This window comes from Streptomyces sp. NPDC002853, from assembly GCF_053591915.1.
The window spans coordinates 80,739-94,964 of the sequence record NZ_JBSFUS010000011.1; the positions used below are offsets into that span (position 1 = coordinate 80,739).

The window sequence follows — 14,226 nt, forward strand, 5'->3', positions numbered from 1 at the left end:
TTTACGCACTGAGAGTGAATAGCCAGCGACGAAGCGTGAGTTCACTCCAAAGGGAGGTTTCCGCCCCTGCTTTCGAATCTTCCGGCACGGGCGTTCCCCCGAGTCACCCGGGCAACTCCCTGGCTCGAACACGTCGGTTGACGCCGAGGCCGTGGCCGAATGATGTCCAACGAACCGAGGCCCTCGTGCGTAACGCTCCGTCAATATGAGTCACATGGGACAGGGGAAGCACACGGTGCGCGAGGAATGGTTCACACAGGCCGAGCACGCGGTGCGGTTCGAGTGGGGTCCGGAGGGGGCTCGGCGGCTCATGGCGGGCGGGGACGTGGCCTGTCTGGTCGTGGTCGACGTGCTGTCGTTCACGACGGCGGTGTCGGTCGCCGTGGACGCGGGGACGAAGGTCTTCCCGTACGCGTGGCGGGACGAGAGTGCCGTCGCCTTCGCGCGCGAACGGGACGCGGCCCTGGCGGTCGGGCGGCGCGGGGTGACCGAGGGGTCGCCGTGGTCCCTCTCCCCCGCCGCCCTGCGCCGGGCCCCCTTCACGCCCCGCCTGGTGCTGCCCTCGCCCAACGGTTCGGCGATCGCCGCGGCGGCGGGTACCTCCGGGGTGGTGGTCGCGGGGTGCCTCAGGAACGCGGCGGCCGTGGGGAGTTGGCTGGCCGGGCAGGGCTACGGGCGGCCCGGGCGGCCGGTCGCCGTCATCGCCGCCGGTGAGCGGTGGGGCGACGGAAGTCTGCGTCCCGCCCTGGAGGATCTGCTGGGGGCGGGGGCGGTGATCTCCGCGATGCGGGGAGTTGAGGTCTCGCCGGAGGCGGCGGTGGCCGCAGGCGCTTTCGCCTCGTGCGCGGATGTCGCCTCGGCGGTCGCCGATTGCGCGTCGGGACGGGAGCTGCGGGGCCAAGGTTTCACGGAGGACGTGGCGGCAGCCGTGGAGGCGGAAGCTTCGGAAGGGGTGCCGGTCCTGAAGGACGGCGCATTCTCCGTCCCCGCCCCCGCCCCCGGCTCCGCCCACCGCTGACCAACAGCCCCGCCGAGTCCGTCCTCGTACGCCGTCAAGGCCGGATCCGCCTACCCCACCACCCTCCCGTTCAGCACCACCCTGCGCGGCGTGGCCAGCACTCCGACGTCCTCCCGTGGGTCGGACCCGTACACCACCAGGTCCGCCGGGGCTCCCTCCACCAGGCCGGGGCGGCCCAGCCAGGATCTCGCTCCCCATGTCGTCGCCGACAGGGCGTCCACCGCCGGGATTCCGGCGAGCCGCAGCTCGGCCACCTCGGCGGCGACGAGGCCGTGGGCCAGTGAACCGCCCGCGTCGGTGCCCGCGTACACCGGCACGCCCGCGTCGTACGCGGCCCGCACCGTGTCGTAGCGGCGCTCGTACAACCGCCGCATGTGCCGCGACCACTTGGGGAACTTCGACTCGCCGCCGTCGGCGAGCTGCGGGAACGTCGCGATGTTCACCAGGGTCGGGACGATGGCGACGCCCCGCTCGGCGAAGAGCGGAATGGTCTCCTCGGTCAGTCCGGTGGCGTGCTCGATGCAGTCGATGCCCGCCTCCACCAGGTCCCGCAGGGAGTCCTCGGCGAAGCAGTGCGCCGTCACCCGCGCACCCAGGCGGTGCGCCTCGGCGATCGCCGCCTCCACCTCGGGGCGGGGCCAGCACGCCGTCAGGTCCCCGGCGTCGCGGTCGATCCAGTCGCCGACCAGCTTGACCCAGCCGTCACCGCGCCGGGCCTCCTGGGCGACGTACGCAACGAGGTCGACGGGCTCGATCTCATGGGCGTAGTTGCGGATGTAGCGGCGCGTACGCGCGATGTGGCGGCCGGCCCGAATGATTTTGGGGAGGTCGTCGCGGTCGTCGATCCAGCGGGTGTCGGACGGTGAACCCGCGTCACGAATCAGGAGGGTGCCGATCTCCCGGTCGGTCAGCGCCTGCTTCTCCGCCACCTCCGGCTCCACCGGGCCGTGCGTGTCCAGGCCCACGTGGCAGTGCGCGTCGACCAGGCCGGGCAGCGTCCAGCCGTCGATCGTGACGTCGGGTGCCGCCGACGGGCGGTCGTACGTCACCCGGCCCGAGACCACCCACAATTCGTCCCGGACCTCGTCCGGGCCGACGAGCACCCGCCCCTTCACGTGCAGCACCGTGTGATCGCTCATGTACAGCAGCTTAGAAGTCTGTCGGTACGCTCGGTCCGGCAGCCCGAACGAACTCGTGAGCGAAGTGAGCAGCGAAGTGAGCAGCACCGTGACGACGCATCCATTCCTTGACCTGGCCCCCTTGAGTGCCCGGCACTTCGCCTCCATCGAGGAGCGCGTCGCCGGACTGCTCTCCACCTCGCAGGACGTCGTGATCATGCAGGGCGAGGCGCTGCTGCCCCTGGAGGGCTGTATCCGGGGTGCGGCCCAGCCCGGCACGACCGCGCTGAACGTCATCACCGGCCCTTACGGGCAGACCCTCGGGAACTGGCTGCGGGACTGCGGCGCCACCGTCGTCGATCTCGCCGTGCCCTTCCACACGGCCGTGACCGCCGAGCAGGTGCGCGAGGCCCTCGCCGCGAACCCCGAGATCGACTTCGTCTCGCTCGTGCACGCCGAGGCCGCGACCGGCAACACCAACCCCGTGGCCGAGATCGGTGAGGTGGTGCGCGAGCACGGCGCCCTCTTCATGCTCGACGCCGTCGCGTCGGTGGCCGCCGAGCCGCTGCTGCCGGACGCGTGGGGCGTGGACCTGTGCGTGATCGGCGCGCAGAAGGCGATGGGCGGCCCGGCGGGTGTCTCGGCGGTCTCCGTGAGCGAGCGCGCCTGGGCGCGCCTCGCCGCCAATCCGAGGGCGCCGCGCCGCTCGTACCTCTCCCTCCTGGACTGGAAGGAGCGCTGGATCGACGGCGGCCGAAAGGCACTGCTGCACGCCCCGGCCCAGCTGGAGATGCTCGCCCTCGAAGCGTGCGTGGAGCGCATCGAGGCGGAGGGTCTTGACGCGCTGACGGCACGGCACGCCACCGCCGCCGCGGCGACGCGCGCGGGTGCGCTCGCGCTGGGCGGCGGTCTGACCCCGTACGTCCACGAGGCGCGGGACGCCGCTCCGGTCGCCACGACGCTGCGAGCCCCGGACGGGGTCGACGCATCGGAGCTCGTCAGCAAGGCGCTCGCCGCGGACCCGGTGCTTCCGCTGGTCGCAGGCGGTGGTGCACTCGCCAAGGAGATGATCCGGGTGAACCACTACGGCCCCGACGCGACCCGTGGCGTCGTGCACGCCTCGCTGGCCGCGCTGGGCGCCGCGATGGGCGAGGCCGGCCTGAGCGTCGATCTCGAAGCGGCCCGGAGCGCGGTGACCGCCGCCTGGCGGTAGGCGATCAGGCGGGGGGCCTCACCCTGGGCCTGAGGCTCGTGTGGGGCCTGCGGCGCACCGGTGAGCATGAAGTGGTCGTAACGGGGCCGTAAATACTCTACGTAAATTCACGGACGAATTCTCACCGCTTCTTTATCCACTTTATCAGCACAGCTTCCCGTATTCTTCTGCCCGCTTTTGGGAGACCTAAACACTAAGGTTTCGACAACACCAAGTCTCGCAATTCGGACATGCTTCGAGGGAGTTACGGTTCTGTGACGCACTCCACATCGCGCCCGTTTTGTGCCGTACGACCCCATCAAATCAGGCCAAACCGCCGAGGTTTCCTGCGGGCGCGCACCCCCGCGTGATAACACATCGGGCGTTCTGACGTAACCCCTCCCGCCGATGCAATTCGAGAAATTGCTCGGTAAATTCAATCCGCATGACCGCTGCACAAGCCGATCTACCGACCGACCTGCTAGCGAATTCCCTGGAAATGCCCGAGGGGTTGCGCCTCGACACCCCCGACGTCGCCGACGGAGCCGCCATCTGGCGCATCGCCCGCGACTCGAAGGTGTTGGACCTCAACTCCTCGTACAGCTACCTGCTGTGGTGCCGTGACTTCGCGGCGACCTCCGTGGTGGCCAGGGACTCGAACGGTGAGCCCGCCGGGTTCATCACCGGCTACATCCGGCCCGAGCGGCCGCGCACCCTGGTGGTCTGGCAGGTGGCCGTCGACCAGGCGCACCGCGGCCGCGGCCTTGCCGGTGCGCTGCTCGACGGTCTGACCGCCAAGGTCGCCGCCGACCGGGAGCTGGTCTCGGTCGAGACGACCATCACGCCGGACAACGCACCGTCCCAGCGGCTTTTCACCTCGTACGCACAGCGCCACGGAGCGTCGGTCGAGCGCACGGTGCTCTTCGACGCCGGACTCTTCCCCGACGAGGGGCACGAGCCCGAGGTCCTGTTCCTCATCGAGCCGATAGCCCAGACCGGGAAAGTCGCGCAGATCGAACCGGTCGAGCCGGTCGGCTGAGTTCCGCCGATCCCCCCACGCACCATCTGTCACCCCCCACCTCCCAAGTCTTTCCATCTCCCAGGAGATCTGCTGTGACCATCACCCAGCCCGACCTGAGCGTCTTCGAGACCCTGGAGTCGGAGGTGCGCAGCTACTGCCGCGGTTGGCCCACTGTCTTCGACCGTGCGCAGGGCAGCCGCATGTTCGACGAGGACGGCCACTCGTACCTCGACTTCTTCGCCGGGGCCGGCTCGCTCAACTACGGCCACAACAACCCGGTCCTCAAACGCGCCCTGATCGACTACCTGGAGCGCGACAGCGTCGTGCACGGCCTGGACATGTCCACGGTCGCCAAGCGCGCGTTCCTCGAGTCGTTCCAGAACATCATCCTGCGCCCCCGTGACCTGCCGTACAAGGTCATGTTCCCGGGCCCGACGGGCACCAACGCCGTCGAGTCCGCACTGAAGCTGGCCCGCAAGGTCAAGGGCCGCGAGTCGATCGTGTCGTTCACGAATGCCTTCCACGGCATGTCGCTCGGCTCGCTCGCCGTGACCGGCAACGCGTTCAAGCGCGCCGGCGCCGGCATCCCGCTGGTGCACGGCACGCCGATGCCGTTCGACCACTACTTCGACGGCAAGACCCCCGACTTCATCTGGTTCGAGCGTTTGCTCGAAGACCAGGGCTCCGGCCTCAACCAGCCCGCCGCCGTGATCGTCGAGACGGTGCAGGGCGAGGGCGGCATCAACGTCGCCCGCGCCGAGTGGCTCCGCAAGCTCGCCGACGTGTGCGAGCGCTGGGACATGCTGCTCATCGTCGACGACATCCAGATGGGCTGCGGCCGCACCGGCGCGTTCTTCTCCTTCGAGGAGGCGGGCATCACGCCGGACATCGTGACGGTGTCCAAGTCCATCAGCGGCTACGGCATGCCGATGGCGCTGACGCTGTTCAAGCCCGAGCTCGACGTGTGGGAGCCGGGCGAGCACAACGGCACCTTCCGCGGCAACAACCCGGCGTTCGTCACGGCCGCCGCCGCCCTGGAGACCTACTGGTCCGACGGCCCGGCCATGGAGAAGCAGACCCGTGCCCGCGGCGAGCAGGTCGAAGAGGCGTTCAAGGCGATCGTCGACGAGAACCCCGGCGCCATCAAGGAGTACCGCGGCCGCGGTCTCGTCTGGGGCATGGAGTTCATCGACAAGGCACGTGCGGGCGCCATCGCCAAGCGCGCCTTCGAGCTCGGTCTGCTGATCGAGACCTCCGGCCCCGAGAGCGAGGTCGTCAAGCTCCTTCCGGCGCTGACGATCACCGCCGACGAGCTGGACGAGGGTCTTCGTACGCTCGCCCGCGCGGTGCGCGAGACCGCCTGAGCGGCCCCAGGGCCGCGTCCTCACCCCCGTAAGAGAAAAGGAACCAACTCACCGTGATCGTCCGTTCGTTCAAGGACATTGAAGGCACCGACCGGCACGTGAAGTCCGCGTCCGGCACCTGGGAGAGCAAGCGCATCGTCCTCGCCAAGGAGCGGGTGGGCTTCTCGGTCCACGAGACCATCCTGTACGCGGGTACGGAGACGTCGATGTGGTACGCCAACCACATCGAGGCCGTCGTGTGCACCAAGGGCGAGGCCGAGCTGACCGACGACACGACCGGCGAGAAGTACACGATCACGCCGGGCACCATGTACCTGCTCGACGGGCACGAGAAGCACACGATGCGGATCAAGGAGGACTTCCACTGCATCTGTGTCTTCAACCCGCCCGTCACGGGTCGTGAGGACCACGACGAGAACGGCGTGTACCCGCTGCTCACGGAGCCGGAGCCGGCCTAGCCGGAGCGCGCACCCAGAATCTCCCCCGCCGCCCTCTTCCTCTGGGCGGCGGGGGTGTACATCCCGGAAAGGGCCGTACGAGAGGAGAGGCAGGCAACACCATGACCACCGCACCCGAACGCACCGCCGATCTGTACCCGACGCGAGGCACCGAAGAGGTCCTCATCGAGCGCAAGGACCCCGTCGTGTGGTCCGAGCCGGGTACGCCGGGGCCGATCACGGCCGACGAACTGGCGGGGTTCGACCGGGACGGATTCCTGGCGATCGACCAGCTCATCACCCCTGACGAGGTGAGCGTCTACCACGCGGAGCTCTCGCGGTTGATCGACGACCCCACGATGCGGGCGGACGAGCGCTCGATCGTGGAGCCGCGCTCCCAGGAGATCCGCACCATTTTTGAGGTGCACAAGATCAGCGAGCTGTTCGCGAAGCTCGCCGCCGATCCTCGCGTGGTGGGTCGGGCCCGGCAGATCCTGGGTTCCGACGTGTACGTCCACCAGTCCCGGATCAACGTCAAGCCCGGCTTCGGGGCCTCGGGGTTCTACTGGCACTCCGACTTCGAGACCTGGCACGCCGAGGACGGGCTCGCGAACATGCGGACCGTCTCCGTCTCCATCGCGCTCACCAAGAATCACGACACCAACGGCGGCCTGATGATCATGCCGGGGTCGCACAAGACGTTCCTCGGCTGTGAAGGCGCGACGCCGAAGGACAACTACAAGCGGTCCCTGCAGATGCAGGACGCGGGCATTCCCTCGGACGAGACGCTCACCAGCCTCGCCTCGGACTACGGCATCCGGCTCTTCACCGGCGAGGCGGGCTCCGCGACCTGGTTCGACTGCAATGCCATGCACGGTTCGGGGGACAACATCACGCCCTTCCCGCGCAGCAACGTCTTCATCGTGTTCAACAGTGTGGAGAACACGGCGGTGGAGCCGTTCGCGGCGCCGGTCCGGCGGCCGGAATACATTGGGGCTCGGGACTTCACCCCGGTGAAGTAAGCAGTCTCGTACGCGAGTTGGCCCGGCACCTGGGGGTGCCGGGCCACACGTGGTTCTTGGCTTCTTGACTACAGCGCCGGGTAGTCCGTGTAGCCCTTCTCCGTGCCGCCGTAGAAGGTGGAAGGGTCAGGCGTGTTGTACGGGCCTTCGGCCCTGAGGCGGGCCGGCAGGTCCGGGTTGGCCAGGAACAGCGCGCCGAACGCGATGACGTCCGCGGTGCCGTCCTCGACGAGGGCGAGCGCGTCGGGCCCGGTGGGGCCCTCGGTCGCGGGGTTCAGGATGAAGGGCCCGTTGAAGCTCTGGCGCAGGGTGGTCACCAGGTCGCGGATCGGACCCACCTCCATGACGTGCAGGTAGGCCAGGTCCAGGGCACTGAGCTCCTTCACCAGGGAGGTGTACGTCGCGTCGAGTTCGTCCTGCGGCTCGGAGATGTCGTTGAAGGGGTTGCCGGGCGAGAGGCGCAGGCCGGTGCGGGCGGCGCCGATCTCCGCGGAGACCGCCCTCGCCGTCTCCACCGCGAAGCGGATGCGGTTCTCCGGGGTGCCGCCCCATTCGTCGGTGCGCTTGTTGGAGCCGGGGGCCAGGAACTGGTGGATCAAGTAGCCGTTGGCGCCGTGCAGTTCGACCCCGTCGAAGCCCGCGTCGACGGCGTTGCGGGCCGCGGTCACGAAGTCGGCGATGGTCGCGCGGATCTCCTCGCCGGTGAGCTCGCGGGGCGTGACGAAGTCCTTCGGGCCCTCGGCCGTGTAGACCTGCCCCTGGGCCGCGACGGGCGAGGGGGCCACGTTCACCAGGCCGTCGGGGAGCAGTACGGGGTGGCCGATGCGGCCCACGTGCATGATCTGGGCGAAGATCCTGCCGCCCGCGGCGTGCACCGCGGAGGTGACCTTGCGCCATGACTCGACCTGCTCGCCGGAGTGCAGGCCCGGGGTGTCCGGATAGCCCTGGCCGACCGCGGAGGGCTGGATGCCCTCCGTGATGATCAGGCCGGCCGATGCGCGCTGGGCGTAGTACTCGACGGTGAGTTCCGTCGCCGTGCCGCCTTCGCCCGCCCGGCTGCGGGTCATGGGGGCCATGGCGATGCGGTTGGCGAGCGGGGTGCCCGCGAGGTCGAGGGAGTCGAACGCGGTGGTCATCTGATGCCCCCAGGGGAAAGTTATTGGTCGGCCAAGTATTTGAACCGAGCGCCACTGTAACTCATTCCTTGGCCGACCAAGCTAATGTTGTGGAACACCTCGTCCGACCCCACCGCTGGAGCCCCGATGAACGACGCCGACCCCGCCTGTACCGAGCTCCCCACCGCGGCCCGGCGGGGGCCCGTCAGCCACACCGTGAGCCGGGTCGCCCGGCTGCACCGGATCGCGGCGGGCAAGGCGCTGAAGGGGCTCGGGCTCTATCCCGGCCAGGAGTTCGTGATGATGTACCTCTGGGACGCGGGACCCGTACGGCAGTCGGAACTCATCAGGGCGGTCGACCTGGACCCGTCGACGGTCACGAAGATGCTGCAGCGCCTCGAACAGGCAGGACACGTGGGCCGCCGCCCCGATCCGGACGACCGCCGGGCCGTACTGGTCGAGGCCACGGACGCGAGCTGCGGGCTCCTGGCGCAGGTGGAGCGGGCCTGGGGCGAACTGGAGACCCACACCCTGGCGGGCCTGGACGAGGCGGAGAGGGCGGAGCTGGCACGGCTCCTGGGCAAGGTGGAGACGAACCTGTGCACGGAGACAGCGGACTGCCCCCTGGAGGCGAGGGGCGGGGACGGGGGCGCCTGAGGGAGCCAGGCCCTTGCGCCGGCCCCTGGAGCCAGAGCCCTTGCGCCGGACCCTGGAGCCAGAGCCCTTGTGCCGGACCCTAGAGCCAGGCCAGGGAAGCCGCCCGGGTCAGGACGTGCCCCGCGGCGACCTCACTGCCCGAGATTCCGCGCGGCACCACCGCGGGGTCCACGCGCCCGCCCGTGAGCAGGCAGAAGTCCACCGGGTCCAGGACCAGCTCCGCGCTCACCGGCTCCGCCCCGCTCCCCAGGACCCAGGACATCTCGCCCCCCTCCCCCGCGACGGTCAGCGCGACGGCCGGCGCCTTGGAGCCCAGGGCGAACTCCAGGGTCCGTACGGCCAGCCGCACCAGCTGCCAGAGGTGGGCGGTGCGCGGCGGCGGCACCGGGATGTCCAGGGCCCTGCCGATGTCCTCCGTGTGCACCCACGCCTCGAAGGCCCGGACCAGGAAGTGGTCCGAGAGCGGCAGCCTGGCGCCCATCAACTTCGTCGCCCGTCCGGCCAGTTCCACGTCGTGCGCCTCAGGGGATGACAGCAGGGCGGCTGCCTGGCCCTGCCAGGACGCCACGGTCTGTGCGGGTGTGCGGACCCGCTCACGGGCGAGCACCTCTTGCGTGCGCGCCGCCCACGCCACACGCCACGGCGTCCCGTCCACGCCGTCGCACGGCCCCGGCGCGCGCAGCCCGAGCCGCACGGCCAGCGGCTCGTCGGCGGCCAGCAGATGCGCGACCGTGTCGTGCACGTTCCAGTCGTGCACGACCGGGGTCTCCCACCCCCCGTGCTCGTCCAACTCCCGCAGCAGCGCCCGGAGCCCGGCCACGGCGGCGGCGTACGGAGCGGCGTGCGAAGCCGTGCGCGGAGCCGCGGCGCGGGTGCGCAGGGCGAGACCCAGAGCCCGGTCGCGTCCGGCGGGTCGTGGCCCGCCGGCGAGGGGCGGACCGTCCAGGTGGCCCACCGTCGCCCGCAGCCGCCCCGCCTCGGCCGCACAGGGGTCGCAGTCGGCCAGATGCGGGACGACCGTACGCTCGTCGCCCGGCATGAGCGCGCCGAACGCCCAGGCCCCGAGAAGTTCACGTACGGCTTCGTGATCCGTGGTCATCACGCGCCTCTTTCGCCTGGAGCTTCGGCAAGTGCCGCATCAGCTGGGTCAGTCGGGTCCGGTGGGTCGGCCAGGGCCTCGGCCAGTCTGCGCAGCGCCGCCCGCAGTCGGGTCTTGGCCGTGCCCTCGGGGATGCCGAGTTCCATCGCCGCCTGACGGTACGTGCAGCCCGCGAAGTACGCGAGGTGCACCACCTGGCGCTGCGGGAGCGGCAGTCTCGCCAGGGCCGAATGGAGGAGCAGGGAGCGTTCTCGCGCCATGACCACGTCTTCCGGGGGCGGGTCCGGGGTGGGGATGGTGTGCAGGGTCGAGTCGTCGGCGTGCGCCGCCTTGCGGTGGCGCTCCTCGCCGCGTACCCAGTCCACCGCCCTGCGATGCGCCAGCATGCACAGCCAGGTCCGCAGACTGCCCCGCCGCGCGTCGAACGCGTAGGGACGCGACCAGAGATGGGCGAAGACCTCCTGGGCGACGTCCTCCGCCGCGGCGGGGCTGCGGGTGACGCGTCCGGCGACGCGGTGGACGAGGGCTCCGTACGTGTCGTAGACCTCGGCGAGCGCCGTCTCGTCGCCGTACACCAGGCGCTGGTGCAGGCCGGTGTCCGGATGGGGCTGCTGAGCCACTGACACCACCGCCTCGTGAGGCCACCCCGTCCTGCCTTCCTAGCGCCCCGCCGCCCGGCGCGCCAGTGTTCAGCCGGAGAGCACGTCGAGGATCCGGTCCACGTCCGCCTCGGTGTTGTACAGATGGAACGATGCCCTCAGGTGTCCCGCCCGTGCGGACGTGATGATCCCGGCCCGGCTCAACCGCTCCTCGCTGTCGGCGAGTCCAGGTACGGAGACGATGGGGGACGTGCCGGGCACCGGCTCGTGGCCCAGCTCCGCGAGCCCTGCGCGATAGCGGGCCGCCAGCGCCGTGTCGTGGGCGTGGACCGCGTCGATTCCGGTCTCCTCCAGCAAGGCGAGCGCCTGGGCGGCGCCGTGATAGGCGAGGAAGGCGGGGGGCTCGTCGAACCGGCGGGCGTCGGCGGCCAGTTGGGAGAGCGGTCCGTAGGTGGCGTTCCAGCTCTCCGCCGCCGCGAGCCAGCCGCCGTGCAGCGGGACGAGGGATTCCTGCGCCTCCTCGCTCACCGTGAGGAACGACGTGCCGCGCGGACAGAGCAGCCACTTGAAGGCGCCGGTGACGGTGTAGTCGTACAGGCTCGCGTCGAAGGGCAGCCAACCCGCCGCCTGCGTCGCGTCGTTGAGGGTGCGGGCGCCATGCGCGGCGGCCGCCTCGCGCACGGCCGCGTCATCGGCGGTCCTGCCGTCGGCCGACTGGACGACGGAGTACACGACGAGGGCCGTGGTGGGCCGGATGGCCTCGGCGAGGTCCTCCAGGGGCGCGTAGCGGATCTTGAGGTCGCCGCGCACCACGAAGGGGTTGATGATCGAGCTGAAGTCGCCCTCGGGGAAGAGGATTTCGGAGCCGGGCCGCTGCGCCGCCGCGATCAGCCCGGCGTGCACGGCGACCGATCCTCCGTTGGCCACGCGCGCGTGCGGCACCCCGACGAGCCGCGCGAAGGACTCGCGGGCAGCCTGCACGATCCCGAAGTCGCCGGAGCCGCCGCGTCTGCCCGCGCCGTTCTCCGCCGCGAGGCCCTGGATCGCCTCGACGGCCCTGGCCGGCAGCAGACCGCAGCTCGCCGTGTTCAGATACGTCGACGTGGGCGCGAACTCGGCGCCGTTGATGTTCCCCATGGGATCAACTCTGGCGCCCGTGCGCGCCCACGTCCATCGACGATCTGTGGATGGGTCCTCTCAGCGGTGCTTACGTGTCGCCACCGCCCGGGGTCCGTCAGCCCTGCGGGACCGCGCAGCCGTCGGGGCCGCAGGCGTCGCCGTCCGCGAGCGTGGTGAGCGGTGAGCGGCTGTCCCACGCCTGTTCGAGGGCCTGCGTGAAGACATCGGCGGGCTGGGCGCCGGAGATGCCGTACTTGCGGTCGAGGACGAAGAACGGCACGCCGTTCGCGCCGAGCTCGGCGGCCTCGCGCTCGTCGGTGCGTACGTCGTCGGCGTACCGGGAGGGGTCGGCGAGCACCGCGCGGGCCGCGTCCGCGTCGAGACCGGCCGCGACCGCGAGTTCCACGAGCCGCTCGTCGTCGTCGAAGACGGAGCGCTCCTCGGCGAAGTTGGCGCGGTAGAGGAGCCCGAGCAGCTCGTCCTGCCTGCCCTGCTCCTTGGCGAGGTGCAGCAGGCGGTGCATGTCGAAGGTGCTGCCGTGGTCGCGGCCCTCGGTGAGGTAGTCGAGGCCCTCGGAGGCGGCGTTCACGCCGAGGTTCCGCTCGGCCTCCTGGGCCTGCTCCTCGCTCATGCCGTACTTCTTGGCGAGCATCGGGATCACGAGCCCGCTGTCGCCCTTGGCGCGCGAGGGGTCGAGCTCGAAGGAGCGGTGCACCACCTCGACGTCGTCGCGGTGCGGAAAGGCGGCGAGGGCCTTCTCGAAGCGTGCCTTGCCGACATAGCACCAGGGGCAGGCGATATCGGACCAGATCTCGACGCGCATGTGACTAGCTCTCTTCAATCGAACGGTAGTGCGGAGGGTCTCTCCGGTCAGTTGAAGAACGTACGACTTGCCCGGCTCATTCCCCGGCCGGCACGGAGAGCCGCATCCGCAGGTGCGTGCCCGCACCCTCGCCGGGCTCCGCCGTCCGCCAGCCGTGGCGGGCGTAGAAGGCCTGCGCCCGCGCGTTCTCGCGGTGGACGTCCAGGGTGGCCTCCCGGATGCCGTCGGCCCGCCACTCCTCCACGCACGCGGCGTGCAGCGCCGCGCCGACCCCCGCGCGCCAGTGGTCCGGGTCGACGTGGAACTGGAAGAGCGTCACGGTGTCCGCGGCCTCGCCCTCGGGCGTGCGGAACGAGGCGAGGCCCACGATCCGGCCCTCGCGGACCGCGCACAGCACATGCCCGCCGCGGCGCTCGATGCCCGCCCGCCACATCGCCGCCCCGTCGACGGCTTCGTCCGGCAGCCCCTCGGGGTAGTACGTGGCGCGGGCGCGGGCATGCAGGGCCGCGAGCGCCGGGGCGTCGGCGGTGAGGGCGCTGCGTATGACGGTCGGCATCGCGGTCCGCATCGTCGTGGGGAGTACTGAGTGGATCACGCTGCCATAGACGTGTTCCGGGAGCCTTGAGTTCCGAGGCGGCTGAACTGGGCGCGGTAGGCGCTCGGCGTGAGCCCGGTGCGGCGCACCAGGTGGCCGCGGAGCGAGTCGGCGGTGCCGAGCCCGCAGGCCCCTGCGACCCGGTCCATGGAGAGCTTCGTCGTCTCCAGGAGCTCCTTGGCCCGCTCGATGCGCTGGTGCAGGAGCCACTGCAGCGGGCTCACCCCGCTCTCCGCGTGGAAGCGGCGGGTGAGGGTGCGCACGCTGACGCCCGCGTGCCGGGCGAGGTCGGTGAGCGTGAGCGGCTCGTCGAGGTGGCGCATGGCCCAGCCCCGGGTGTCGGCGCAGGCGCTGCCGCGCTCGGGCGGCAGCGGGGTCTGGGTGAACTGGGTCTGGCCGCCGGGCCGCACGGGGGCTACGAGTGCGGCTCTGGCCACCTCGTTGGCGACGGCCGCCCCGTAGTCGGTGCGGATGACGTGCAGGCACAGGTCGATCCCCGCGGCGTACCCGGAGGACGTCATGACCTGCCCGTCCTCCACGTAGAGGACGTCTCCCTTGAGGTCGAGCGCCGGATAGCGGCTGCGCAGTTCCTCGGCGAGCTGCCAGTACGTGGTCGCGCTGCGTCCGTCGAGCAGTCCCGCCTCGGCGAGCACGAAGGCGCCGCTGCAGATGGACGCGATGCGCCGGCCCGCGTCGGCGGCCCCGCGGACGGCGGCGACGGTCCGGGGGTCGGGTTCGTAGCGGTGTCCGGTGCCCGCGACGAGGAGGGTGTCGGCGTCGCGTACGGCATCGAGCCCTTGCTCCACCTGAAGGCTCAGCCCGCCCGTGGTGGCGACGGCGCCCGGCTCCGGGGTGCAGACGATCACCTCGTAGCCGGGGCCGCCGGCCACCTCGACCCTCCCGAAGAGCATCTCGGGGATCGCGAGATTGAACATCGACACAGGTGAGGGCGCGATGACGGCGACGCGGTGCGGCCGGTGGGCGGACGGCGGGCGGGGCATGGCCAGATCCTCCGGAGGTATGGCATTCAGGCCACTACTGTAGCCG

15 protein-coding genes are annotated in these 14,226 nt (G+C 70.8%); 7 read left to right on the top strand and 8 right to left on the bottom strand.

Annotated elements, in window-relative coordinates; all coding sequences use genetic code 11:
• Nucleotides 1-214 precede the first annotated feature (214 nt).
• Nucleotides 215-1,018 carry a 2-phosphosulfolactate phosphatase gene (locus tag ACWD02_RS29220; RefSeq protein ID WP_451215501.1) on the top strand — a complete coding sequence of 268 codons (804 nt, stop codon included), beginning with the start codon at nucleotides 215-217 and terminating at the stop codon, nucleotides 1,016-1,018.
• Nucleotides 1,019-1,068: 50 nt separating this feature from the next.
• Here ACWD02_RS29220 and ACWD02_RS29225 read toward each other — a convergent pair whose 3' ends face one another.
• Entirely contained in the window at nucleotides 1,069-2,157 is a 1,089-nt protein-coding gene (locus ACWD02_RS29225) for an amidohydrolase family protein (protein ID WP_451215503.1), read from the bottom strand.
• An 88-nt stretch (nucleotides 2,158-2,245) separates the two neighbouring features.
• Here ACWD02_RS29225 and ACWD02_RS29230 point away from each other — a divergent pair, with 88 nt between their 5' ends.
• The 5 genes from ACWD02_RS29230 to thpD all read left to right on the top strand — a co-directional run bounded on the left by ACWD02_RS29230 (nucleotide 2,246) and on the right by thpD (nucleotide 7,172).
• Complete coding sequence (locus ACWD02_RS29230) at nucleotides 2,246-3,349, top strand: pyridoxal-phosphate-dependent aminotransferase family protein (protein WP_451215505.1); 1,104 nt, start codon at nucleotides 2,246-2,248, stop codon at nucleotides 3,347-3,349.
• 424 nt (nucleotides 3,350-3,773) lie between these two features.
• A complete protein-coding gene (gene ectA / locus ACWD02_RS29235) occupies nucleotides 3,774-4,367 on the top strand; it encodes a diaminobutyrate acetyltransferase (RefSeq protein WP_363312988.1) in 594 nt (197 codons plus the stop codon).
• A gap of 74 nt (nucleotides 4,368-4,441) precedes the next feature.
• Complete coding sequence (gene ectB / locus ACWD02_RS29240) at nucleotides 4,442-5,713, top strand: diaminobutyrate--2-oxoglutarate transaminase (RefSeq protein ID WP_451215507.1); 1,272 nt, start codon at nucleotides 4,442-4,444, stop codon at nucleotides 5,711-5,713.
• A gap of 53 nt (nucleotides 5,714-5,766) precedes the next feature.
• A complete protein-coding gene (locus ACWD02_RS29245) occupies nucleotides 5,767-6,171 on the top strand; it encodes an ectoine synthase (protein ID WP_361826232.1) in 405 nt (134 codons plus the stop codon).
• Nucleotides 6,172-6,272: 101 nt separating this feature from the next.
• Nucleotides 6,273-7,172 carry an ectoine hydroxylase gene (gene thpD / locus ACWD02_RS29250; protein WP_363207983.1) on the top strand — a complete coding sequence of 300 codons (900 nt, stop codon included), beginning with the start codon at nucleotides 6,273-6,275 and terminating at the stop codon, nucleotides 7,170-7,172.
• A 68-nt stretch (nucleotides 7,173-7,240) separates the two neighbouring features.
• On the opposite strand, the gene ACWD02_RS29255 is transcribed toward thpD, so the two are convergent.
• Entirely contained in the window at nucleotides 7,241-8,308 is a 1,068-nt protein-coding gene (locus tag ACWD02_RS29255) for an alkene reductase (protein ID WP_451215510.1), read from the bottom strand.
• A gap of 126 nt (nucleotides 8,309-8,434) precedes the next feature.
• On the opposite strand from ACWD02_RS29255, the gene ACWD02_RS29260 reads away from it, so the two are divergent.
• Entirely contained in the window at nucleotides 8,435-8,944 is a 510-nt protein-coding gene (locus ACWD02_RS29260) for a MarR family winged helix-turn-helix transcriptional regulator (RefSeq protein ID WP_451215511.1), read from the top strand.
• Between the two features lie 79 nt (nucleotides 8,945-9,023).
• Here ACWD02_RS29260 and ACWD02_RS29265 read toward each other — a convergent pair whose 3' ends face one another.
• The 6 genes from ACWD02_RS29265 to ACWD02_RS29290 form a co-directional block, all read right to left on the bottom strand.
• On the bottom strand, nucleotides 9,024-10,043 hold the full coding sequence (locus ACWD02_RS29265) for a maleylpyruvate isomerase family mycothiol-dependent enzyme (protein WP_451215513.1): 1,020 nt from the start codon (nucleotides 10,041-10,043) through the stop codon (nucleotides 9,024-9,026).
• Complete coding sequence (locus tag ACWD02_RS29270) at nucleotides 10,043-10,663, bottom strand: sigma-70 family RNA polymerase sigma factor (protein WP_451215515.1); 621 nt, start codon at nucleotides 10,661-10,663, stop codon at nucleotides 10,043-10,045. Before ACWD02_RS29270 ends, ACWD02_RS29265 begins: the two co-directional genes overlap by 1 nt.
• 69 nt (nucleotides 10,664-10,732) lie before the next feature.
• A complete protein-coding gene (locus ACWD02_RS29275; protein ID WP_451215517.1) occupies nucleotides 10,733-11,779 on the bottom strand; it encodes an aminotransferase class V-fold PLP-dependent enzyme in 1,047 nt (348 codons plus the stop codon).
• A 97-nt stretch (nucleotides 11,780-11,876) separates the two neighbouring features.
• Nucleotides 11,877-12,584, bottom strand: a complete 708-nt coding sequence (locus ACWD02_RS29280) for a DsbA family oxidoreductase (RefSeq protein ID WP_451215519.1) — start codon at nucleotides 12,582-12,584, stop codon at nucleotides 11,877-11,879.
• A 76-nt stretch (nucleotides 12,585-12,660) separates the two neighbouring features.
• Nucleotides 12,661-13,140, bottom strand: coding sequence for an N-acetyltransferase family protein (locus ACWD02_RS29285; protein ID WP_451215521.1), 480 nt, complete (start codon nucleotides 13,138-13,140; stop codon nucleotides 12,661-12,663).
• Nucleotides 13,141-13,175: 35 nt separating this feature from the next.
• Nucleotides 13,176-14,180 (bottom strand): GlxA family transcriptional regulator, encoded by a 1,005-nt coding sequence (locus tag ACWD02_RS29290; protein ID WP_451215523.1) that lies wholly within the window; start codon nucleotides 14,178-14,180, stop codon nucleotides 13,176-13,178.
• Nucleotides 14,181-14,226: the final 46 nt, after the last annotated feature.

What these genes read in the sequence shown, in the direction of transcription:
- ACWD02_RS29290 (WP_451215523.1), bottom strand. Translation starts at nt 14,180, where the DNA reads ATGCCCCGCCCGCCGTCCGCCCACCGGCCGCACCGCGTCGCCGTCATC.
- ACWD02_RS29275 (WP_451215517.1), bottom strand. Translation starts at nt 11,779, where the DNA reads ATGGGGAACATCAACGGCGCCGAGTTCGCGCCCACGTCGACGTATCTG.
- ACWD02_RS29225 (WP_451215503.1), bottom strand. Translation starts at nt 2,157, where the DNA reads ATGAGCGATCACACGGTGCTGCACGTGAAGGGGCGGGTGCTCGTCGGC.
- ACWD02_RS29260 (WP_451215511.1), top strand. Translation starts at nt 8,435, where the DNA reads ATGAACGACGCCGACCCCGCCTGTACCGAGCTCCCCACCGCGGCCCGG.
- ACWD02_RS29285 (WP_451215521.1), bottom strand. Translation starts at nt 13,140, where the DNA reads ATGCCGACCGTCATACGCAGCGCCCTCACCGCCGACGCCCCGGCGCTC.
- ACWD02_RS29220 (WP_451215501.1), top strand. Translation starts at nt 215, where the DNA reads ATGGGACAGGGGAAGCACACGGTGCGCGAGGAATGGTTCACACAGGCC.
- thpD (WP_363207983.1), top strand. Translation starts at nt 6,273, where the DNA reads ATGACCACCGCACCCGAACGCACCGCCGATCTGTACCCGACGCGAGGC.
- ACWD02_RS29255 (WP_451215510.1), bottom strand. Translation starts at nt 8,308, where the DNA reads ATGACCACCGCGTTCGACTCCCTCGACCTCGCGGGCACCCCGCTCGCC.
- ectA (WP_363312988.1), top strand. Translation starts at nt 3,774, where the DNA reads ATGACCGCTGCACAAGCCGATCTACCGACCGACCTGCTAGCGAATTCC.
- ACWD02_RS29265 (WP_451215513.1), bottom strand. Translation starts at nt 10,043, where the DNA reads ATGACCACGGATCACGAAGCCGTACGTGAACTTCTCGGGGCCTGGGCG.
- ACWD02_RS29280 (WP_451215519.1), bottom strand. Translation starts at nt 12,584, where the DNA reads ATGCGCGTCGAGATCTGGTCCGATATCGCCTGCCCCTGGTGCTATGTC.